The organism is Vibrio sp. Y10_XG_PY6 (assembly GCF_024181795.1).
Taxonomy (GTDB): Bacteria; Pseudomonadota; Gammaproteobacteria; order Enterobacterales; family Vibrionaceae; genus Vibrio; species Vibrio diabolicus.
Map to the genome: position 1 here is coordinate 1,493,015 of NZ_JAMZAQ010000002.1, position 21,354 is coordinate 1,514,368.

The 21,354-nt window shown below is 43.2% G+C and carries 21 protein-coding genes, 1 riboswitch and 1 other annotated feature; of the genes, 6 read left to right on the top strand and 15 right to left on the bottom strand.

Features of this window, described 5'->3' with window-relative positions; genetic code table 11:
* Nucleotides 1–12 precede the first annotated feature (12 nt).
* Genes hisC through hisG form a run of 3 tightly spaced genes read right to left on the bottom strand, consistent with a single transcriptional unit; the run spans nt 13 to nt 3,270 of the window.
* Nucleotides 13–1,053, bottom strand: coding sequence for a histidinol-phosphate transaminase (gene hisC / locus NL644_RS15200; RefSeq protein WP_104969274.1), 1,041 nt, complete (start codon nt 1,051–1,053; stop codon nt 13–15).
* Between the two features lie 22 nt (nt 1,054–1,075).
* Nucleotides 1,076–2,368: a histidinol dehydrogenase gene (gene hisD / locus NL644_RS15205; RefSeq protein ID WP_170902184.1), complete on the bottom strand. Its 1,293-nt coding sequence runs from the start codon at nt 2,366–2,368 to the stop codon at nt 1,076–1,078.
* Between the two features lie 5 nt (nt 2,369–2,373).
* Nucleotides 2,374–3,270, bottom strand: coding sequence for an ATP phosphoribosyltransferase (gene hisG, locus NL644_RS15210; RefSeq protein WP_005390869.1), 897 nt, complete (start codon nt 3,268–3,270; stop codon nt 2,374–2,376).
* 53 nt (nt 3,271–3,323) lie between these two features.
* Nucleotides 3,324–3,461 (bottom strand) — a sequence feature (His leader region).
* Between the two features lie 365 nt (nt 3,462–3,826).
* Between hisG and NL644_RS15215 the strand changes: the two genes are divergently transcribed.
* The gene (locus NL644_RS15215) at nt 3,827–4,780 is read left to right on the top strand and encodes a sigma-54-dependent Fis family transcriptional regulator (RefSeq protein ID WP_005390867.1); all 954 of its coding nucleotides are present in this window, start codon (nt 3,827–3,829) and stop codon (nt 4,778–4,780) included.
* 326 nt (nt 4,781–5,106) lie between these two features.
* Here NL644_RS15215 and tet(35) read toward each other — a convergent pair whose 3' ends face one another.
* On the bottom strand, nt 5,107–6,708 hold the full coding sequence (tet(35), locus tag NL644_RS15220; protein WP_046874775.1) for a tetracycline efflux Na+/H+ antiporter family transporter Tet(35): 1,602 nt from the start codon (nt 6,706–6,708) through the stop codon (nt 5,107–5,109).
* A 109-nt stretch (nt 6,709–6,817) separates the two neighbouring features.
* A riboswitch (Lysine riboswitch) is annotated at nt 6,818–7,000 on the bottom strand.
* A 582-nt stretch (nt 7,001–7,582) separates the two neighbouring features.
* Between tet(35) and NL644_RS15225 the strand changes: the two genes are divergently transcribed.
* The gene (locus NL644_RS15225; RefSeq protein WP_005390863.1) at nt 7,583–7,990 is read left to right on the top strand and encodes an H-NS family nucleoid-associated regulatory protein; all 408 of its coding nucleotides are present in this window, start codon (nt 7,583–7,585) and stop codon (nt 7,988–7,990) included.
* Between the two features lie 127 nt (nt 7,991–8,117).
* On the opposite strand, the gene NL644_RS15230 is transcribed toward NL644_RS15225, so the two are convergent.
* Both NL644_RS15230 and NL644_RS15235 read right to left on the bottom strand, forming a co-directional pair.
* Entirely contained in the window at nt 8,118–9,422 is a 1,305-nt protein-coding gene (locus NL644_RS15230) for an inosine/guanosine kinase (RefSeq protein WP_005390861.1), read from the bottom strand.
* A 117-nt stretch (nt 9,423–9,539) separates the two neighbouring features.
* A complete protein-coding gene (locus NL644_RS15235) occupies nt 9,540–9,809 on the bottom strand; it encodes a hypothetical protein (RefSeq protein ID WP_005390859.1) in 270 nt (89 codons plus the stop codon).
* A 188-nt stretch (nt 9,810–9,997) separates the two neighbouring features.
* Between NL644_RS15235 and mnmA the strand changes: the two genes are divergently transcribed.
* From mnmA to purB, 3 genes are all read left to right on the top strand, one after another.
* Nucleotides 9,998–11,122, top strand: a complete 1,125-nt coding sequence (gene mnmA, locus NL644_RS15240) for a tRNA 2-thiouridine(34) synthase MnmA (RefSeq protein WP_114322491.1) — start codon at nt 9,998–10,000, stop codon at nt 11,120–11,122.
* Between the two features lie 10 nt (nt 11,123–11,132).
* Nucleotides 11,133–11,750, top strand: coding sequence for a high frequency lysogenization protein HflD (hflD, locus tag NL644_RS15245; protein WP_046874772.1), 618 nt, complete (start codon nt 11,133–11,135; stop codon nt 11,748–11,750).
* Between the two features lie 147 nt (nt 11,751–11,897).
* Nucleotides 11,898–13,268 (top strand): adenylosuccinate lyase, encoded by a 1,371-nt coding sequence (purB, locus tag NL644_RS15250; RefSeq protein WP_005390853.1) that lies wholly within the window; start codon nt 11,898–11,900, stop codon nt 13,266–13,268.
* A 116-nt stretch (nt 13,269–13,384) separates the two neighbouring features.
* Here purB and NL644_RS15255 read toward each other — a convergent pair whose 3' ends face one another.
* The 9 genes from NL644_RS15255 to htpX form a co-directional block, all read right to left on the bottom strand.
* Nucleotides 13,385–13,906, bottom strand: a complete 522-nt coding sequence (locus NL644_RS15255) for a DUF3833 domain-containing protein (RefSeq protein WP_104975083.1) — start codon at nt 13,904–13,906, stop codon at nt 13,385–13,387.
* Nucleotides 13,907–13,917: 11 nt separating this feature from the next.
* Nucleotides 13,918–14,511, bottom strand: a complete 594-nt coding sequence (locus NL644_RS15260; protein WP_253658591.1) for a chalcone isomerase family protein — start codon at nt 14,509–14,511, stop codon at nt 13,918–13,920.
* Nucleotides 14,471–14,983, bottom strand: a complete 513-nt coding sequence (locus NL644_RS15265; RefSeq protein ID WP_046874769.1) for a DUF2878 domain-containing protein — start codon at nt 14,981–14,983, stop codon at nt 14,471–14,473. Before NL644_RS15265 ends, NL644_RS15260 begins: the two co-directional genes overlap by 41 nt.
* A gap of 6 nt (nt 14,984–14,989) precedes the next feature.
* A complete protein-coding gene (locus NL644_RS15270; protein WP_253658592.1) occupies nt 14,990–16,246 on the bottom strand; it encodes a cyclopropane-fatty-acyl-phospholipid synthase family protein in 1,257 nt (418 codons plus the stop codon).
* Nucleotides 16,240–17,058, bottom strand: coding sequence for a DUF1365 domain-containing protein (locus tag NL644_RS15275; RefSeq protein ID WP_065645363.1), 819 nt, complete (start codon nt 17,056–17,058; stop codon nt 16,240–16,242). Before NL644_RS15275 ends, NL644_RS15270 begins: the two co-directional genes overlap by 7 nt.
* Before the next feature lies 1 nt (nt 17,059).
* Complete coding sequence (locus tag NL644_RS15280; protein ID WP_253658593.1) at nt 17,060–18,370, bottom strand: NAD(P)/FAD-dependent oxidoreductase; 1,311 nt, start codon at nt 18,368–18,370, stop codon at nt 17,060–17,062.
* 12 nt (nt 18,371–18,382) lie between these two features.
* The gene (locus NL644_RS15285; protein ID WP_176320347.1) at nt 18,383–19,108 is read right to left on the bottom strand and encodes an SDR family oxidoreductase; all 726 of its coding nucleotides are present in this window, start codon (nt 19,106–19,108) and stop codon (nt 18,383–18,385) included.
* On the bottom strand, nt 19,105–19,524 hold the full coding sequence (locus NL644_RS15290) for a nuclear transport factor 2 family protein (protein WP_005390833.1): 420 nt from the start codon (nt 19,522–19,524) through the stop codon (nt 19,105–19,107). Before NL644_RS15290 ends, NL644_RS15285 begins: the two co-directional genes overlap by 4 nt.
* 224 nt (nt 19,525–19,748) lie before the next feature.
* Complete coding sequence (gene htpX, locus NL644_RS15295) at nt 19,749–20,618, bottom strand: protease HtpX (RefSeq protein ID WP_005390832.1); 870 nt, start codon at nt 20,616–20,618, stop codon at nt 19,749–19,751.
* Nucleotides 20,619–21,127: 509 nt separating this feature from the next.
* On the opposite strand from htpX, the gene NL644_RS15300 reads away from it, so the two are divergent.
* Nucleotides 21,128–21,295, top strand: a complete 168-nt coding sequence (locus NL644_RS15300; RefSeq protein WP_005378215.1) for a hypothetical protein — start codon at nt 21,128–21,130, stop codon at nt 21,293–21,295.
* Nucleotides 21,296–21,354 lie beyond the last annotated feature (59 nt).

Below are 21,354 nucleotides of genomic sequence, written 5' to 3' on the forward strand. Positions count from 1 at the left end.
TGAGAATTCTATTTATGAATAGTAGTTTCTAATGAAACCCAGTGTCTTTTCACACTCGTCGCGGTTACCAACACTGATACGCACGCAGTTCTCAATTGGCGAGTTACGCAGGATAATGCCCGTATCCCAAGCGGCTTTGAAAAGAGCATCGCCATCTGGGAATTTCACCAATAAGTAGTTACCCCACCCTTCAAAAACCTCCAGACCCGGAATCATCGACAAACCAACTTGTAAGTAAGCTCGGTTTGCGTTCAAGTCGAGAACTTGGAACTTCGCTCGCGCTAATCCTGCTTCTGAGAGCGCTTGAGTAGCAATTTCTGCAACTGGCACCGGTACTGGGTAAGGTGCGATAACTTTAAGAAGTACATTAATCAGCTCTTCGTTCGCAAGCGTAAATCCACAACGCAGACCTGCAAGCGCGAAAGCTTTCGACAGAGTACGCAGAATCGCTAGATTTGGATATTCTGCCAGTAAATCTACTGTTGACGCTTCTGGACAAAAATCGATGTACGCTTCGTCCATGACCACGATTGCGCGGTCTTTTGTCATCTCAAGCAGAGAGACAATATCGTCACGCTTAACTAAGTTACCCGTTGGGTTGTTTGGCGAGCATACGAAAACCAGTTTCACGTTATCCAGGCTCGCTTCGATACCTGCGAGGTCTAGTTGCCAATCTGACGTTAGCGGCACCGTTTTGCGCTCTACACCGATGGTTTCTGCACTGATGGCGTACATACCGTAAGTCGGTGGGCAGTATAAAATCGCGTCTTCACCCGGTTCACAGAAAGCACGAATCAATAACTCAATACCTTCATCTGCACCGCGAGAAGTCAGCGTTTGTTCTGGCTTCACTCCAGCATACGCGGCGTAAGCAGAAATCAGTTCTTTCGGCTGGCATTCGCTGTAACGATTAAGACGAGCAAAGTCTGTTTTGTATTCATTGTTGAATGGCGATTCGTTGGCGTTCAGCCATACGTCACCTGTACCACCAATTCGGCGAGCCGAAAGATAAGGTGTTAGTTGTTGGACTTGTTTACGCGCTAGCTTTTCCATCTCTTTACTCTCTTATTCTTACTTACTTACTTACTAATTTTTCTACACGGATAGTAACAGCACGTTTGTGGGCGTCCAGACCTTCTGCTTCAGCCATGGTGACAACCGTTGGCGCAAGATTTTTAAGACCGTCAGCTGAAAGCTCTTGAACCGTCATTCGTTTAGAAAAATCAGCCAAACCTAAGCTTGAATATGTCCGTGTGTAACCGTAAGTAGGAAGAACGTGGTTAGTGCCCGATGCGTAATCACCTGCAGATTCAGGCGACCAATCACCAAGGAAGATCGAACCTGCGTTGTCTAATAGAGGCAGAAGCTCGCGTGGGTTCTTAGTCTGAACAATTAAGTGCTCAGGGCCATAATAATTAGAAATAGAGATCGCTTGGGTGATCGATTCAGCAATAATGATTAAACTCGATGCGAGCGCTTTTTCTGCAATCTCTGAACGAGACAACTCTTTCAATTGACGACGAACGGCATCTGTCACCTGATCTGCAATAATGGCTGATGGCGTCACAAGTACAACTTGAGAGTCAGGTCCATGCTCTGCCTGACTTAGAAGGTCCGCCGCAATAAAATCTGGGTCCGCTGTTTCATCCGCAATCACAAGAACTTCCGAAGGACCCGCTGGCATATCAATCGCTGCGCCACGGAAATCATTGCTCACCTGACGCTTTGCTTCCGTCACGTAAGCGTTACCCGGGCCAAAAATCTTATCAACTTTTGATACGGTCTCTGTACCATATGCCATTGCAGCAACAGCTTGACCACCACCGACGTTGTACACTTCATCAATGCCACACAATTTTGCTACGTAAAGGATCTCGTCAGCGATTGGAGGCGGAGAGCAAAGCACAACTTTACGACAGCCAGCAATTTTCGCAGGCACGCCAAGCATCAAAACCGTCGATGGCAATGGCGCGCTACCACCAGGAATGTACAAACCCACTTTTTGAATTGGACGTGTTACCTGTTCACAAAGCACACCCGGTTGAGTTTCGACTTTAATTGGCTGTGGCTTTTGCGCTTTGTGGAATTTAGAAATATTGGCATAAGCTTGCTCTAATGCGTTTTTCATTGATTCAGACAAGCGCTCTGAAGCGGCTTTAATTTCCTGAGAAGAAACACGAATGGACTCAGGTTTAACGCGATCAAACTTTTCTGTCAGCTCGTTGAGAGCAGAGTCGCCTTCATTTCTAACTTTAGCGATAACCTCAGACACTGCTGCAGTGATATTTGCACCTTCTGCAATAGCAGGACGTTCTAAGATCGAATCTTGCTGCTCTTCACTTAAAGATTGCCAAACGACTGTTCTCATGATGTTTACTCCATCATTTTTTCAATTGGTAGCACTAGGATTGAGCTAGCGCCTAACTCTTTTAGCTGTTCCATGGTTTCCCAGAACAGGTTTTCAGAACTCACTAAGTGAACAGCCATTTTCTGCTTATCTGCAGAAAGAGGAAGAACCGTAGGATCCTCAGCACCAGGAAGTAGTGCTTTGATTTGATCGAGCTTTTCAGCTGGCGCGTGAAGCATGATGTACTTAGACTCTTTCGCTTGTTGTACGCCTTGCATGCGAGTCAGTAGTTTTTCAATCAGTGCTGTTTTGTCTGCATCAAACTCACCGATACGTTGAATCAGCGTCGCTTTAGATTTAAAGATCACTTCCGCTTCTTTTAAGCCATTCGCTTCTAACGTTGCGCCAGTCGATACCAAATCAGCAATAGCGTCAGCTAGACCTGCGCGAGGTGCAACTTCTACAGAGCCAGTTAGCATACATGTGGAGAATGGAACACCTGCTTCATCCATGTAAGCTTTTAGGAGTTGAGGGTAAGTTGTGGCAATACGCTTACCAGCTAAGTCTTGTGGACCGTTGTACTCTTCATCCTTGTCGATAGCGATAGACAAGCGACAACCGCCAAAATCCAGTCGACGAAGTTGAACAAACTCACATGGCTCACCCAAAGCTTTGCGATCAAGACGAACTTCTTCTAGTTCGTTTTCTCCGATGAAACCAAGGTCAACCACGCCATCCATGATCAAGCCAGGGATGTCATCGTCACGAACCAAAAGCAAATCAATTGGCATGTTCTCCGAGTGAACCACTAAACGCTCACCCATTACATTAAATTTTACGCCGCACTGTTTTAGCAGAGCTTGGCTCTCTTTGCTAAGGCGACCTTTTTTCTGAATTGCGATTCTTAAGCGTTGTGTTTGCATTGCTTTTTCCCTGTGCAAGATTTTGATATCTAAGTAATTTTTGAATTAATAAAACTAAAAAACCCTCGAGAGATTGGAGTCTCCCGAGGGTTTAAAATCTGCTTTTACTTTGATTTCACCTCCGGGAGTTTCCTGCCTCCCGGGTATGCGTACATCGCCCGAAAGACTAGATTGGGTGATGATGGTGATGAATGTTCATTACAAAATTACGCATACTTATTTAAGGCTCTATTGAGTTGCTTCGTTAGTAACCACACTAACCAAGGATTCTATATTTTTCAATACTGAATTTAGCATTTTCTAACTATTTTTTATAATTATTTGATTTTAAAGGATTTAAATTTAATTTCAGTTGAGTATCAGGGTAGAAATTAGGTTTCTATTCAACCCTATTCTTAAAGAAAAAGAAGAATAGTATGAATTTTCATCAAAACAACTATTTAGATCTCACCGCCCTTAGTAATTGACATCATTCTCAATAAAGAGACATCCACTCACGTTTGAGACGACTCATTCAAAACTATTATTTGAGTGGGGCAAAAAATAGTGATTAACCATGAAACTGCGTAACGGTAGTAACAAACAAGCTGTGGATTTCAGCGATACAACACTATACCCATTAATCGGCAATAGTGCATGTATCCAAGAACTTCGCACGGCAATCCAAAAGTACGCTCAATGTGATGCTGAAGTACTCATTCAGGGTGAAACAGGGGTGGGCAAAGGTCTCTGTGCTCGTCTTATTCATCAGTTGTCGAACAGACACTCGGCACCTTTTGTTGAAGTTAACTGCGGCGCAATTCCAAGTGGTCTTATTGCGTCCGAACTTTTCGGTCACGAAAAAGGAGCATTTACAGGAGCGATTTCAGATCGTATCGGTTTTATTCAAAAAGCACATAAAGGTACCCTATTCCTAGATGAGATTGGTGATATGCCGCCGGATCTACAAATCCACCTTCTGCACTTTTTAGAGAGTAAGCAAATCCATAAAGTCGGCGCTGATAAATTCATTGACGTCGACTGTAGAGTCATTGCTGCGAGCCACGTGGATTTGAAAAATGAGGTTGTACAAGGTGGATTCCGTGAAGATTTATTCTATCGGCTTAATATCTTGCCATTAACTATTCCTCCACTGAGAAAGCGTGGGAAAGATATCCTTATGTTATCAGAACACTTCTTGACAGATTTGTCTCATGGTCAGGTACAAAAAATGTCGGATAAAGTGAAAGCCAAGCTCCTCAAGCATCGTTGGCCAGGTAACGTAAGAGAACTGCGAAATGTAATCCAACGAGCGATTGTCATGTGTGAAGATCACACGCTTCTCGTCGCTGACTTGGGCCTTGATAATAATGAAAGGCAATTACTCCCTTCAGTGGACCAAATTGATCTTGACTACCTACTGCAAGCTATCGAAGAAAATAAGCACAATATGAGTGCGGCTGCACGTCATCTTGGTATTTCAAGAACAACGCTTTATCGTCTAATAAAGAAATACAACTTAAATGTTTAGTTGCTGTACAGGTGTAACGTGACACTGTGTAACAGACAACTCATCATATATCATTTACTTAGCCCCTCATCATAAATCTCCTGATATTACCGCCTTTAAAATCAACAACTTAAACTAGGCATAGTCTTTGCTTAGAGCTAAGAAGAAGTCGGTTGATAGATTTTCTATCACAGCACAGAAAGGAGTGCTCAGAACACAAATAGCTCGCTTTTAACACGAAACGATTATCCCCAAAAACGCGATTGCCCCCCTCACCTAAATCGCGTTAAAAAAAAGCTCCGCTAAATTTAGCGGAGCTTCCTCTTTATTAAAAATACTGAGCTGTACTAGACATTTTGGCACGATGCCATTTTAGACTTCGACAACCAAGAAAGTGCTCCACATACAATAATAAATGTGATTGATGCAGCGATGAATGAGAATGCAATTGACGCAGTCATCCCCAAAGTAATGAAGCCAACACAGGAAACTAGCGCCACGGACAATGCATAAGGCAACTGGGTCGATACGTGATCAATATGATTACAACGTGCACCAGTCGACGACAGAATAGTGGTATCGGAGATAGGTGAACAATGGTCACCAAAAACGGCACCGGCTAAAACTGCACTTAGCATTGGGAGCATTAGCGCAAGATCGGTTGCACCAGCCATATCACCCGCGATTGGAAGCATAATGCCGAACGTACCCCAAGAAGTACCGGTTGAAAATGCCATTAGACCAGACAACAAGAATAGGATAACCGGTAGCCAATGTGGATTGATATTGCCCTGAGCCATTGTAGAAAGGTAAGAACCCGTCTTCATGTCACCGATAACCGAACCGATAGTCCAAGCAAATACTAGGATTAGAATCGCGCCAAACATAGACTTAGCACCAATCCAAAGTGTGCGTGCAATTTCACCCATTGGAAGACCTTGCTTCACAACAGTAAACAGTGCAACTGCTAAGCCAAGCAAGCTACCGTAGATTAGTGATGTACCTACATCTGTATTTTCAAACGCACCTAGAAGCGCAAACTCTTTGCCGTCAGCAACCAATGCTTGGCCACCCGTGTAAAGCATAGAAGCGATAGTCGCAATAATCAGCGTCACGATAGGAAGTACCAAGTCTGACACTTTACCCTTTTCGCTTTCACGGATATCTAGCTCTTCGTTTAGATCATGCGCTTCTTGCGAGTCGTTTTCTTTGTCTTTATCAAAGCCGCGGCCTTGAGATGCAGAGATTTCATGCTCACGCATCTTACCGATATCGAGGCCAAACCACGCCACAGCAAACACCATAAGCAGTGCAAAAACTGCGTAGAAGTTCATTGGAATAAGACGAACGTACGCGCCAAGAGCCGAATACTCAGTGATCCCATGTGAGACTAAGATACCGCCGATAATCGTAATAATGTAAGCACCCCAGCTAGAAGCAGGCATGATCACACACATTGGTGCAGCAGTTGAGTCTAGAATGTACGCAAGCTTCGCGCGAGACACATAAAAACGATCGGTTACTGGACGAGAAATGGCACCAACAGCAAGACTGTTAAAGTAATCGTCGACAAAAATGAATACGCCTAAAAAGGCAGCAAGAAGTTTGGAGCCGCGTTTACTCTTTACTCGAGATTGTGCCCATTCGGCAAATGCACGAGTACCACCAGATAGCGTTAATAACGCAGTTGTCATACCTAATAAGATTAGGAAACCAACAATGCTCATGTTCCAAGTGTTAATTCCGCCATCTTCAATAAAGACAGAAGAAACTTGAGAACTCACGTAACTAACGGTATCACCGATAGACCAGCTATTAAGTAGAACCGCACCCAGCACGATACCTACACCTAAGGAAACTAATACACGTCGAGTCAGAATCGCCAAAGTCAAAGCGACAATAGGTGGCAATAATGAAACAGGAGAACTAGAAAAATCTATTAAATTCATGATCTTCAAAAACCAAAGTTTGGCTAGAGATCTACTGCAGACAAGTCACGTAGCATACGATACGTGCTCATGTTGAACTTAGCGACAGGGAAGCGAACACTCCACCCAACCCTACAGTAGCGCTCCATAGTTTAATGTGAATATATACTATGGCAGTGTTGTTCCTTTCAGATACAACCCCAGCAAGTAACTTTGATGAGTTACTTACTTCGGCAATCTTCGCCTTCCACTATTATTCATTGGCATCACCCCAATAATAGCTACTCTTCGAGACCGCGCCTCTACGGCAACAACAAACAATTAACCACTAACTGTACAAATTAACAACAAATTGTCTGCAATATTGCATCAGGTAGCAGCCATTGTACTTATGATGAGAGTCAATGCAACACATCAAACTAAATTAAACAAATAAATAATGACTGAGATAATTTATAAACCTTGTCTACTTCAAGTTAGTTTTGTGCAACTGAAATCACATCAATTTTGTTATTTATGAAACATTATTACTACCTTAAAAATATCATGGTTTATCTTGTATCAATAAATTAAGGATATATGACACTCCATCAAAGATGGACGCTTCATATTTTTAAGTAATAACTCAACTTTTTTTATAAAAACCAAGCTGGCTCTATCTCTATACAATAACGAGTGTTGATTTCAATTCTCATCTAATAAGATTTATTTCGAGTGTAATAATATTTATTGCTTTAAAAAAATAGCTAAATTTAAACAAAATCTTGATTTAGTATTTGCACATAAGGAAAAGATAAAGTTAAATATAAGGACTCTTTGTTTATTTATAGATTGGCATTATTTAATCGTAACGATAAAAAGTGCCCAACACATTAACCTTTTAATAGGAATCGTTATGTCAGAGCTGACTAAAACCCTTCTAAATATCCGTAGCCTTCGTGCATTTTCTCGTGAGCTGACTCTAGAACAATTGGAAGAAGCTCTAGATAAACTAACTACTGTTGTAGAAGAGCGTCGTGAAGCAGAAGAAGCAGAACGTGCAGCACAAGCTGAGCAAGAAGCTAAGCTAGCAGAGATCGCAGAGAAAATTGCTCAAGACGGTATTGACGTAGAAGCGCTTATTACTGCGCTATCTGGCGAAACTAAGACGAAAGGCAAAGCGAAGCGTGCACCTCGTCCAGCTAAATACAAATACACAGACTCAAACGGTAATGAGAAGACTTGGACTGGCCAAGGTCGTACACCTTCTGCAATTCAAGAGCAACTTGATGCAGGTAAATCTCTGGATGATTTCCTGATCTAAATCCGCGCTATTTTTAAAAGGCTCCCAATGGGAGCCTTTTTTATTTGGTTCATTACAAATAAAAAAGGCGCATTTTTTAATGCGCCTTTTACTTTAGTTATAGAATGGTTAATTAAACTACTGTGTATTAACGTTCCCAGTATGCTTCTTCTAGGCTATCTTCTCGCTCAGGAAGCCCACGTGACAAACGTGGAGAATGTTGCACGAGAACTTCGTAGCTCGCACGGTTTGCGTATTTACATACTTGAGAAAAAGAAGAGTATGTTAAATATTCGTTACTGTGCTTGCTTGAATTAGGCACATTTTCTTTATGGTATTTGTTTGCCGCCATATCATGAAGAACAGCAGATAACGCAGCATCACCTGCACCATTGGTATTCTTGATTTTTTCTGGACCACCCATATATGGCGAGATATGTGAGTACACTTTTATTGGTGTTTCACATGTATCTTTTTTCGCCGGACGACTAAATTCATAGCGATTAAATTCAGCGATTGACCCCGGAAGTAATGGCAAAGAAGTTTCGCGCTTCGCGCTATCTTCCGTATAACCCGCCATAAATAGGCCTACAGGCCCCGCGGTGCACAATACTAGATCTGCCCACTCCAGTGTTTTATCAGATGCAGCAAGTGGGTCTGACTCACCCGTCAGAGCTTCTGCTTCATCTTCATTCATCGCAACGACTGAAACGTTATCTCGAATGAATTCTTGCCAATATTTCGGGTCATCTTGAATAACGAACTTCGTCCCAAGAGTCAGAACAACGGGTACATCATTCTTTTTCGCGTACTCAATCGCTTTCATTGTTGCTTCAGGCATTGGGTCGCCTTCTTTACAACGTACTAAATATGACGTTAGTACAAGCGCCGATGCATTTTTAAAGATTTTTTCTGGAATGCTATCAGGATGCAGTTGGTTCATTTGCCCTTCACTGATCGCAAAAGTACGCTCACCATCTTCTGTAATAAGAGCGAAACAACGACCGATAGCGCCATCAACACCTTGTAGGTAGTTCAAGTCCATGCGGCTTGATGTATTACAAAGGTAACGGTAGCCATAGCTGCCAATTTTGATATCCTGGCTCATCACTCCAAGCAGCGTAGAGCGATCATCTGCTAACACAGAGTAGTTGTGTAGCGTGTTACCAATTGTGCCACCCGCATACTCATTGGTAATTAAGTTCTCTTCTTTAAGTTGCTGGTACAACTCTTCTGCTCTTTCGTCATCAATAACCAAAGAGTGACCTTTACTCAGACCGTACTTTTCAATCACATCCGTTGTAACTTTAGCTTCAATATCAACCAAAGTTTGGTCAATACCAATGATGTGAGTGCGCGTCATCTTCTTGCTTTCTTGTGCTTGGCTCACCAGCGGGTCACGAGCATGAACAGGAAAATAGTGCTTCGATTTGCGTTGTCCAGGAAATTTCATATTGTCAGTCTGAGTAAGGGGATGAAAAGGAGAACGGATTCTATACCGCTAATAATAAAGCGGCAATAAAAGCAATTATAGCAAACGTTTGCTAGCCACTTTTTTCTTCTAGACTCCTTATTCACCTTCCATAAAACTTAGATCTGGCAGTTGCTCAAGGTGCTCGCAGTAACGCTTTAGGTTGAACTCACCTTCATTTTTCATCACATCGAAAATTTCAATCGACATGGCACATGCCATCATTGCAACCGCTTCTTCTCTAGGTGTCCCTGTCATCATTAAGCGCATTAGCGTCTCTTTAACTTTTAATGGATTGCCGTCCTCAAGTTGGTTTTCAACAATTTCAATCAACTCGGCTTCTTGCATAAACTGGTTTTCTTCGGTCATTTGGACTTTCCTCTTGGATTTTTGCCAACTATGCCATATATACCATCTCTATACTTATGAAATTACCAACTTGCGATTTTGTTGGAGAAAAGTGCAGCAAATCGAAGTGTGATTTCGATCTCGGATCTGTCACCGGCCTGTGGATTCTGGTAGAATCTGCGTCCCGTTTATTTAAGTGGTGTTTAGTAATGTCTGATAACAGCCAAAAGAAAGTCATCGTCGGTATGTCCGGCGGCGTTGATTCATCTGTTTCTGCGTATCTTCTCAAGCAACAAGGCTACCAAGTAGAAGGCCTGTTCATGAAGAACTGGGAAGAAGATGACAACGAAGAATATTGTACAGCAGCAGAAGATCTTGCTGATGCTCAGGCAGTATGTGACAAGCTAGGCATTCATCTACACACCATCAACTTTGCTGCCGAATACTGGGATAACGTATTTGAGTACTTCCTTGCTGAATACAAAGCGGGTCGTACACCGAACCCTGACATTCTTTGTAACAAAGAAATCAAGTTCAAAGCATTCCTAGAATTCGCTGATGAAGTGCTTGATGCTGACTACATTGCAATGGGTCACTACGTACGTCGCTCTTTCCCGGATAACGGTGAGAAACCAGCGATGTTGCGTGGCCTAGATGGCAACAAAGACCAGAGCTACTTTCTATATACACTAAGCCACGAACAAATTGGCCGTAGCCTCTTCCCTGTTGGTGATTTAGAGAAACCTGAAGTACGCCGTATTGCGGAAGAGCAAGGTTTAGTAACAGCGAAGAAGAAAGACTCGACAGGTATTTGTTTCATCGGTGAGCGTAAATTTACCGACTTTCTCGGTCGTTACCTTCCTGCTCAGCCTGGTAATATCGAAACGCCAGAAGGCGAAGTGATCGGTCAACACCAAGGTTTGATGTACCACACACTAGGTCAGCGTAAAGGTCTACACATCGGTGGCCGTAAAGGCGGCGGTGGTAACGAAGAGCCGTGGTTTGTTGGTGAAAAAGACCTAGAGCGTAACGTGCTAATCGCAGTCCAAGGTAAAGACCACCCGATGCTAAAATCAGAAGGTCTACTTGCGTCACAACTTCACTGGGTAGATCGTGAGCCAATTCGCGATGTTATGAAGTGCACAGTGAAAACTCGTTACCGTCAGGAAGATATTCCTTGTACAATCATCCCGGTCGATGATGAAAACATTAAAGTGATCTTTGATGAACCACAAATTGCAGTTACGCCTGGTCAATCAGCAGTGTTTTATAAAGATGACGTATGTCTAGGTGGCGGCATCATCGAGCAACGCATTAAATATTCTCAAGCTTAGGAGTCGTTACGTGGCGAATACACTTTATGACCGTACTATCGCTTTCGCTGGTATTTGCCAAGCTGTCGCTTTGGTTCAACAAGTTGCGAGAAACGGGCATTGTGATCAAGATGCTTTTGAAACATCAATCAACGCTATTTTGAACACAAACCCTGCTAACACCGTTGGCGTATTCGGTCGCGAAGCCGATCTAAAGCTCGGTCTGGAGTGTCTGGTTAAAGGGATTGATAGCACCCCATCAGGCAGTGAGATCACTCGTTACATCATTAGCTTAATGGCGCTAGAACGTAAGTTAAGCGCTCGCAACGATGCCATGTCCCAGCTTGGTGACCGTATCCAGATGGCCAAGCGCCAGTCAGAGCATTTTGAACTGCTAGATGATCAAATGATCAGCAATTTAGCAAGCATCTACTTGGATGTTGTTAGCCCTATAGGACCACGCATTCAAGTAACAGGCACGCCTTCTGTACTGCAACAAACGGCCAGCCAACACAAAGTCCGTGCTCTACTGCTATCTGGCATTCGTAGTGCTGTTCTGTGGCGCCAAGTAGGCGGTAAACGTCGTCATCTAATTTTTGGCCGAAAGAAAATGGTCGAACAGGCTCAAATCCTGTTAGCCAGAATGTAGAATACTCTGCTAGCTCGCGTTTATCGCGAGCTACTTTTTTTCGAATAAAACAAATCCCGCGCAAACGTTTGCGCAATATTCGTGACAATTGCCACAGTTATTGGTATAACGCTCACGAAATTTAGAAACCCAATTCAGGAGAACATCATGGAACTGTCAGCATTGACTGCTGTTTCACCAGTAGACGGCCGTTACGGAAGTAAGACGATTGCGTTACGCGAAATTTTCAGCGAGTACGGTCTACTAAAATACCGTACTATCGTAGAAATTCGTTGGCTACAGAAGCTAGCGGCTACTGCTGAAATTGCAGAAGTGCCAGCATTCAGCGCAGAAGCTAACCAATTCCTAGACGACCTTGCTGCTAACTTCTCTGAAGAAGATGCACGCCGTATTAAAGAAATCGAGCGTACAACTAACCACGACGTTAAAGCGGTTGAGTACTTCTTAAAAGAGAAAGTAGCAGACGTTCCTGAACTGCACGCTGTTAATGAGTTCTTCCACTTTGCATGTACTTCTGAAGACATCAATAACACCTCTCATGCGTTAATGCTAAAAGAAGCACGTGAGCAAGTGATTCTTCCAGAAATCCGTAACCTAATTGACGCTATCAAAGCACTCGCAGTTGAATACCGCGACATTCCTCTTCTATCTCGTACACACGGCCAGCCTGCTTCTCCATCTACAATGGGTAAAGAAATGGCAAACGTGGCGTACCGTATGGAGCGTCAATTCAAGCAAATCGAAAACGTTGAGATCCTAGCGAAAATCAACGGTGCAGTAGGTAACTACAACGCACACCTTTCTGCTTACCCAGAGCTAGATTGGCACAAGTTCTCTGAAGAATTCATTACAGAGTCTCTAGGCGTAACTTGGAACCCTTACACAACACAAATCGAGCCGCATGATTACATCGCTGAGCTGTTCGACGCTATCGCTCGTTTCAACACTATCCTGATTGACTTCGATCGTGACGTTTGGGGTTACATTGCATTAGGCCACTTCAAGCAAAAAACCATTGCTGGTGAGATCGGTTCTTCAACAATGCCGCACAAAGTTAACCCAATCGACTTTGAAAACTCTGAAGGTAACCTAGGTCTTGCGAACGCAGTATTTGGCCACCTAGCACAAAAACTGCCTATCTCTCGTTGGCAACGTGACCTAACTGATTCAACGGTTCTACGTAACCTTGGTGTTGGTGTTGGCTACGCAATCATCGCTTACACTTCTACGCTAAAAGGTATCAGCAAGCTAGAAGTAAACCGTGAAGCGCTTCTTGCTGAACTAGATAAAAACTGGGAAGTACTCGCTGAGCCAGTACAAACAGTAATGCGTCGCTACGGTATCGAAAAGCCATACGAGAAGCTAAAAGAGCTAACTCGTGGTAAGCGTGTAGACGGCGAAGCAATGCGCAACTTCATTGACGGTCTTGAGCTCCCTGAGCACGAGAAAGCACGTCTGAAAGAGATGACGCCAGCGAACTACATTGGTCAAGCGGTTGAGCTGACAGATAAGCTGTAATCACACCTTGATTATCTGCAATTGAAAAGGTTGACGTGAAAGCGTCAACCTTTTTAGTTAGGAAGAAATAATTTCGGTTATTTGGTAGTAATGCAAGAGGATAAATCCCTCAACTATTATGGCTGTTTTTGGAAGAATAAGGTTATTGTCCCGACCTCTATACCAAACTTTTTAATTTTGGTGAGGTTGAAAACATGCTTCTCGTCCTGACGATAAAGCCAATCATCAAAAGCGACCGTTACTGTTGAGTCATCCATTTGCAACTCAAAGTCATACCGCCACTGCAACGCATTGCCTTGCTCAGCCCCTGTTGCTACACCAATAATATCCTCTGCTTTACCTTCATAGCGTCCATCTTCTAATTTGGTAATAACCCAAATTCGCTGGTCAACCTCTCCATCATCAAACACAAAGTCTTCCACCAGCGTCAACGTGTTACCTTCCACAGTACCCACTATGTCGACTTCAAAACGACGAGTTTGTTGTTCAGTGTAATCTTGGACCATCCCCCACGCCTTTGTATCGCCCTCAAAATAGCCGAATAAATCAAAAGTCGGTGTAGAAGATTGATAATTATCGATATCTGCTGAGCATGCTGAAAGTAAGGCCGCAGCGGCCAAGGCGACTGATTTTAAAATTCGTTTAAGCACTATCTAACCTGCCCTATTAATTGTTTTCGAAGTTTCGGGAACTCTGTATTAGGTGACAACCATATAGACAAAAACGCATCGTTCATTCGCTCATCTTGAACGAAGCCAACTGTCTTGATTTGTGCAATGCCAGCTTGTCGGTAAAGAAGCTGACCAGTTTTACCATCGGTTAAGTAAGTAAGCTCATCCCCTTTTTTTATATCAGGGAACATACGGTTTAGCTCACTAATCCAACTTTTTCGATATGATTCAGTAAAACCAAGTTTTGCCCATTGCTCATCAGTTACATCAAGCAACTGCTGCTTGCTGATGTCTCTTTTATAGTTAATTTCCAATGCCAGAGGGTGTGGTGATACATCGCCATTTACAATAAACTTTCCATCAGGTGCTCTTAGTCGAGACTGATATATATCGAAGATGAACCATGTGAGTTGTGCCTCACCGACGGTTTTCCACCCCTTCCAACTCGACATCTTATCTGCGTTTTCACTGTTTCCAACTGGCTGAGCTTGTAGAGCAAAGGAGCCCATAACTACTAGAGAAGCAACTACCTTAATCAGCCTCTGGGTTAAATCTCTCTTCAAGCTTTTCATATCCGTATACCTTGAGTATCAAAAGCGTCATGGCAAACCATTCAGCAAATAGAATGACCAACGTAACGCTGGTATTAAATCCATATTCAACGACTTGGAGCTTGTAACCGGCGTAGTAACTGACGGTTCCTCCAACGCCACCTACAATTGATACGTAGATTTTTGGGAAACGGTACAAAACAGGCTTGAGCTGATAGGCATACCAAGAGAACAGAACCCAAAGGCACAACAACCAAATGGGTAACCATTGTGTTGGAAAGACAAAAACAGAAAACTGTTGATTGAGCGTATCGAGCACTACACCCGCCAAAACGATACTCGCGATGTGCTTCAAGGCAGAAGCGTCCGTCCTCCAACAATAGACAAGAGTAATAAATGTTAAGATCAGTGTTAGCCACTGCCATTGATAGGTCCCAAGCACTGCAGAGAACCAACAGAGCTGGAACCATGTAGAGGCAATCAGCAACTTCATAACGGTTTAAGGTCGCTGGAATGTCATGTGAACGGCACTGATACTTCGAGCTAAAAACCCACCTTCACAATAACTAAGGTAGTAGCGCCACATGCGGACAAAGCGGTCGTCATAACCGAGAGAGCGTACGTGATCTTCAGCTTGATTAAATCTAGAGTGCCACTCGCTCAAGGTTTTCGCATAGTCCAGACCAATATCAAATAAGTCTCTCACCACCAAGTCACTGTATTTGGTCGCAGCTTGAGTTAAAGATGTAACCGAAGGTAAGAACCCACCTGGAAAGATGTATTTCTGGATAAAGTCAACGTTGTTACTGTAGTAATCATAACGCTGGTCAGCGATAGTGATGGCTTGAATTGCCATTAAACCACCCGGCTTGAGTAATGATTGGCATTGCTTGATGTAGGAAGGCAAAAATTGTTTTCCAACCGCTTCGATCATTTCTATCGAGACTAACTTATCGTAGTGACCCGAAAGGTCTCGATAGTCTTGTTTTAATAGAGTGATCTTGTCGCCCAAATTTCGCTCTCTAATTTTTTGTTCAGCGTAAGCATGCTGCTCTTCAGAAATCGTCGTTGTCGTTACATGACAACCATATTGCTCTGCCATGTAAATGGCCATAGCCCCCCACCCTGTACCGATCTCAATCACTCGATCGGATGGTTGAAGCTCAAGTTGCTGGCACAAACGATCCATTTTGTTGATTTGCGCTTGTTCCAAAGTATCGTTGTCTTGCACATATAAGGCCGATGAGTACAGCATGTTGTCGTCTAAAAATGACTCGTACAAATTGTTGCCCAAGTCGTAATGCGCATGAATGTTTTTACGAGAGTTCTCTTGAGAATTGCGGTTGGTCCAATGACTGAACTTGTACAGTATTTTAGTCAGCCAACTTCCTTTCTCTTCAAGTTTATCTAGCGCTCGCATATTGAGAGCCATAAGTTTCATTAACGAGGTTAGATCCGGGCTGTCCCACCAACCATCCATATAAGCCTCACCCGCCGCAATGCTGCCACCTTGCAAGATTCGCGAGTAAAAGCCAGGATGCTTTACCTCAATCGTCGCCACAACAGGCTGACCGCTGTATTCACCGTTGGGCGCATTAAAGCGCTCGCTTCTTTCTTTCGTTTCCGTCTTAAAGCTTTCAATAACAGTTAAGCTGCCGATTTCCATTTTTTGCAGACATTGAAAAATAACTCCGCGAGCCGCCTTTTGTGTTGTCGTCAATTTGCGCGGCAATGTCATAGAACTGGTATTTAACATGCAGAATTCTCCTTGTGCTTTTTATTTTTTTTGTCTGTTTTTTTAGTGTCGGCTTCTATTTCGTCGTGTGTTGAATATTTAGGATGAGAATAAAAAGGCGCGCCTTTCACCCAAAGTTTTAATGCGTGCCAATAAATACCAACCATTACTTTTACCGTCTGTATTGGCGTAACGATCAAACACTTCGATAAGCTTTTGCTCGAAAACACTTGAGCTTTCATTGTCATCGTCGCATCAAAGTGCTTTTCGCTTTTGTGGCATTCAAGATGAATCCTTAACTTGTCCGTCAGTGGTTTAATCTTCCAGTGATACTGTTGGTCAATTGGATTAAACGGAGAAACATGAAAGGCTTTCTCTTGTTCCCATCCAAAGTTTTCATCGTTTTGCTCAGCAGCGACTGCGTAGTAATGACGCTCGTTCCAAGGTGTATTGCTGACTTCAGCTAAGAGGTATTTCCATTCCCCTTCTTTGTTATAAACGTAGTAGAAATTCACCGGACTAAAATAAAGTCCTAAATAGCGCAAATGACAAACAGCGATGACTTTGCCGGTACAACGAACACCTGTTAACTCTTCAATTTTGTCGTGCACGGCCACCTTTAAGCAGCCCTCACCAACATAGTCACTGCGTTTAAAGCGTGCCCAATGCCACCAACGAGAGCCAAAACCCCAAACTTTTTCCTCTAGTTTTTTTAGCTCATCGACGTCAATAGCTGGCATAAACAATGAGTAGTTCAATTCATGTTTTATCGGCGTGAACCTGCGATGTCGAACGTTGCCAACAAACAACTGGCTGTTCATTTGGCTATCCATATCACGCTGCACCTTTTTCTAAGTTGACAGCAGTTTGAACGCGATATTTCTCTTCAAGCCCTTTCACTACGTCCAATGCGCTGCGAACGCCATCCTCGTGGAAACCGTTGTACCAATAAGCGCCGCAGAACCAAGTATTGTTCAGCCCTTGCACCTCTTCTTTACGTTGCTGTGCAGCGATAGAGTCGGTGGAGAACACTGGATGGTGATAGGTAAACGTCCGTAATACTTTGCTCGGTTCGATCTGCTCAGTGCTATTTAGCGTGACACAGAATGTGTGCTCAGATTGAACATGTTGGAGAATATTCATGTTGTAAGTAAGCGAAGGGAGACGTCGCTGTTCGTCTTCACTGCCCTCCAGTAGGTAGTTCCACGAAGCCCACGCCGCTTTACGCTTTGGAAGTAAACTCGTATCAGTGTGAAGCACCACTTCATTCGCTTGATAAGCCATATTACCCAGCACCTCTTGCTCGACTGGGCTAATGTCACCTAACATGTTCATCGCTTGATCACTGTGACAAGCAAAGATGACATCATCAAACCAATGCATTTCACCGTTGACTTTTAAACCCACACCATTCTCACTACGTAGCACTTTTTCTACCGGACTATTGAGTCGAATTTTATCGATAAAACCTTGAGTCAAAGGTGGAATGTACTCACGAGAGCCACCTTTAATTACATACCATTGCGGCCTGTTAGTAACATCAAGCAATCCGTGATTTAAGAAAAAGCGAAGGAAAAACATCAGCGGAAATGCGCGCATGTCCGCTAAAGTCGAAGACCAAATTGCAGCGCCCATCGGCAAAATGTAGTTATCTGAAAAGAAAGTACTGAAGTTGTGCTCATCAAGAAACTCACCTAGCGTCTGAGAATGACTCGATTGTTTGCTAGCGACGCTTTTGGCAAGTTTGTTGAAACGAAGGATCTCGAAGATAAAACGATAGAACTTAGGATTTACCCAATTACGCTTTTGAGCAAATAATGTCGACACGGTGTGACCGTTATATTCCAAACCATTGCCGTCGTTTCTTACACTAAAGCTCATCTGGGTTGGCAACCCTTCGACACCAATCTCGTTCATCATTTTGATGAAATTAGGATAAGTGCGATCGTTGTAAACAATAAAGCCCGTATCAATCGCATATTCTTTACCATCGAGTTTTACATCCACCGTCGCGGTGTGCCCGCCAATGTAATCGTTAGCTTCAAATACGGTGACATCATGCTCTTTATGTAGATAGTAACCACACGTAAGGCCAGAAATTCCGGTTCCCACAATCGCTACCTTCTTTCTTCCTACTGTTTTCATTTTTATTCCTTCTTATGATACGAGTTTAGCAGTTAGACGAGCTTGCCAACTGTATGGAAGTAACGAGATAAAACGTAAAATACTGGTAAACCTCGCGGGGAAATAGATGTGAGTCTTGTTGGCAGCCAACTGTTTTCTGATAGAGTTCGAGGCTTGCCGCGTAGAAATAATCATCGGCATTTCGAAGTCATTTTTGTCTGTTAACGGGGTTTCCACAAAGCCTGGGAACACGGTCACCACTTGAATGCCCTTCTTCTTCAAATCAACAGCTAATGTGCGAGCAAAGTAGCTCACAGCGGCCTTAGAAGCGCCGTAGGCTTCAGCCCTTGGTAACGCGACTTCTGAAGCAATAGAACCCACGATAACGATGCGATGCCCTTTATCTAAGTGTGGTTGGCAACCTTCTACGCAGTTGGCAACACCAACGACGTTTACATTCATCACACGCGCCATGAGTTTCGCGTCAACCACACCGTTGTCCATATACTCACAATCCCCTGCATTAAAAACCCAGGTACTCGGCGTGAAAGGCATACTGGACAGCGCCTGCTGAGTTTGTTCATGGTTTGTCACGTCAAACTGCAATGTGTGGATATTAGAAGAAGCAGCCCCCAATTCAGCAAGAACGTCTTTGTTTCGCCCACAAGCAATAACGCTCCAATCAGAGTTCGCGTAATCTAAAGCCAGTTGCTTCCCTATTCCGGAGGTAGCGCCAGTGATTAAGATAGTATTGTTCATTGTCCTAACCTCTGCTTGATGGTTTTTACGACGGAGCCAAGTAAAGGTAAGTTTTCGTAAAGCATTTCTCCGAGATCAAAGTAATCTCGGTGATAAATAACTTGGCCTTCGCTGAATTTAAGATGCGACACACCATTAACGAGAATAGGTGCACCTTTTTGAAGTTTGGGATGCTGAAGATCCATGGTCCACGTTAGGAAGCCAGTATCTCCGACTTGTTGATGTTCGTGGATAACAAAGTCACAGCTTATTACGTTGGCATATAATGATGTGAAGTAATCTGAAAGTGCAGGCCACCCCTCTAAACGATGAGCAGCATCTTCAAAGACGACATCTTGGTGATATACGTCTTTAAGCAGATGTAAGTTCGCTTTATTCAGCTTTTGATAGATATTGCCAACAGACTGTATGTCCATGTGTTTACTCCTACATGCCCATCAAGTTGTACAAAATTATTATATGTACAAGATAGTTCATTCCTTAAAAGTTGTACAAAAATTATTTTGTATAACTTTGTTTCTGTAGGTAGATACGTGATGAATCTCGCAAGCGATCAATCGATCAAAAAAAAGGCTTGGTCAAAACCAAGCCTTTTCAGGAAATTAACGATTACTTTCGTGTGCGCTGTCAGCTTTTACAACTAGTATTGCTGACTACGTAACGCTGCAATACGTTTATCTAGCGGAGGGTGACTCATCAGTAGTTCAGTCAATGACTGCTTGCCATTGATACCGAACGCCATCATTGTGCCATCAAGTTGAGATTCGTGACTCATCTTCAAACGTTCCAATGCCGCGATCATTTTCTCTTTACCAACTAAGTGAGCAGCACCTGCGTCGGCATGGAATTCGCGATGACGGCTGTACCACATGGTAATAAAGCTTGCTAAGAAGCCAAACACTAGCTCAAGCACCATAGATACACCGAAGTAAACCATCATGTTTGTACCTTGACCTTCTTCATCATCGTTCGATGCCACAATATTGGCGATAAAACGGGATAGGAAGATAACAAACGTGTTCACAACACCTTGCATCAATGTCATCGTGACCATGTCACCATTTGCAATATGGCTCACTTCGTGGGCCAGTACCGCTTCTGCTTCATCACGAGTCATATTGTGTAAAAGGCCAGTGGAAACCGCGACAAGAGAGTCATCTCGCTTTGCACCCGTCGCGAATGCATTGATATCTGGTGAGTCATAAATAGCCACCGTTGGCATACCAATACCCGCTTGCTGAGCTTGACGACCCACTGTTTCGACTAACCAATGCTCAGTTTCGTTACGCGGACTTTCAATGACCATACCGCCAACCGAACGCAGTGCCATGCCCTTTGACATCATCAACGAAATCAGTGCACCACCAAAACCAAATATGGCGGCCATAACTAGCAAACCAGAAAGACTGCCAGGTTGCATTCCAGTGGTAGCGTAAACAATATTCAGAACAACACTAAGCACTAGCACGACAGCTAGGTTAGTTGCTAGGAATAACATAATTCGCTTCATTACTTTTCTCCGAGGAAGCTTATCGTTTTTTTTAAAACGGATTGTTATAAGGAACAGGTGGTAATCGCTGTAAAAGCCAATTCCGCTAAGTTTCATGCTCCGTGCGTTATAGATATAGTCTATCCGCGATAAAAACAAGGTTAAGCAATAAATTGCAACATTTGTTTTCGAGACTGAAAGATTATGTTCAAGCGATTTCTAGGCACGTTCTGATAAAAGCCATTACCTCCATTCATATTCATTCCTTACCGTGATGAAAAGCACTTTGAATCGCACCTCATCTATCAATGGATGACCTTGATGTTAAATCTATCACCTCTAGGCAACTTAGCTAGAAATATTTTACTAGACCAAAAACAGTATGTTAGCCCCGCTATAGACTTTGGTCTTATTGTGCGGCGACATGGACATGCTAGATTCAGGTGAGATGAACAAAACAGAGCCACTCTAAGTACATTAAAAAGGTACATTAGGCGAGCTCAAAACTTCCATGTATTGAGGGAAAAACCATGGTAGAAACTAACGACTATCAAATGGCTATTGATTTACTACGTTGTCATCTAGGCATCTCAGAGGATGAGGCGAAGCAACAACTTGGTATTTCAACCGATCATCATATGTCTCAGCGTGTTGCAGAAACTCAGCAAGCATTGATGGGGCTTAGCCAAGATAAGTAATCTGATGTTATAGATTACACCAATAAAAAAGGGCTGCATTACGCAGCCCTTTGGTTTTT

Bases quoted from the DNA above. Each gene is read 5' to 3' on its own strand.
- hisC (WP_104969274.1), bottom strand. From the start codon at position 1,053: ATGGAAAAGCTAGCGCGTAAACAAGTCCAACAACTAACACCTTATCTT.
- hisD (WP_170902184.1), bottom strand. From the start codon at position 2,368: ATGAGAACAGTCGTTTGGCAATCTTTAAGTGAAGAGCAGCAAGATTCG.
- hisG (WP_005390869.1), bottom strand. From the start codon at position 3,270: ATGCAAACACAACGCTTAAGAATCGCAATTCAGAAAAAAGGTCGCCTT.
- NL644_RS15215 (WP_005390867.1), top strand. From the start codon at position 3,827: ATGAAACTGCGTAACGGTAGTAACAAACAAGCTGTGGATTTCAGCGAT.
- NL644_RS15225 (WP_005390863.1), top strand. From the start codon at position 7,583: ATGTCAGAGCTGACTAAAACCCTTCTAAATATCCGTAGCCTTCGTGCA.
- NL644_RS15230 (WP_005390861.1), bottom strand. From the start codon at position 9,422: ATGAAATTTCCTGGACAACGCAAATCGAAGCACTATTTTCCTGTTCAT.
- NL644_RS15235 (WP_005390859.1), bottom strand. From the start codon at position 9,809: ATGACCGAAGAAAACCAGTTTATGCAAGAAGCCGAGTTGATTGAAATT.
- mnmA (WP_114322491.1), top strand. From the start codon at position 9,998: ATGTCTGATAACAGCCAAAAGAAAGTCATCGTCGGTATGTCCGGCGGC.
- purB (WP_005390853.1), top strand. From the start codon at position 11,898: ATGGAACTGTCAGCATTGACTGCTGTTTCACCAGTAGACGGCCGTTAC.
- NL644_RS15260 (WP_253658591.1), bottom strand. From the start codon at position 14,511: ATGAAAAGCTTGAAGAGAGATTTAACCCAGAGGCTGATTAAGGTAGTT.
- NL644_RS15265 (WP_046874769.1), bottom strand. From the start codon at position 14,983: ATGAAGTTGCTGATTGCCTCTACATGGTTCCAGCTCTGTTGGTTCTCT.
- NL644_RS15270 (WP_253658592.1), bottom strand. From the start codon at position 16,246: ATGTTAAATACCAGTTCTATGACATTGCCGCGCAAATTGACGACAACA.
- NL644_RS15275 (WP_065645363.1), bottom strand. From the start codon at position 17,058: ATGGATAGCCAAATGAACAGCCAGTTGTTTGTTGGCAACGTTCGACAT.
- NL644_RS15280 (WP_253658593.1), bottom strand. From the start codon at position 18,370: ATGAAAACAGTAGGAAGAAAGAAGGTAGCGATTGTGGGAACCGGAATT.
- NL644_RS15285 (WP_176320347.1), bottom strand. From the start codon at position 19,108: ATGAACAATACTATCTTAATCACTGGCGCTACCTCCGGAATAGGGAAG.
- NL644_RS15290 (WP_005390833.1), bottom strand. From the start codon at position 19,524: ATGGACATACAGTCTGTTGGCAATATCTATCAAAAGCTGAATAAAGCG.
- htpX (WP_005390832.1), bottom strand. From the start codon at position 20,618: ATGAAGCGAATTATGTTATTCCTAGCAACTAACCTAGCTGTCGTGCTA.
- NL644_RS15300 (WP_005378215.1), top strand. From the start codon at position 21,128: ATGGTAGAAACTAACGACTATCAAATGGCTATTGATTTACTACGTTGT.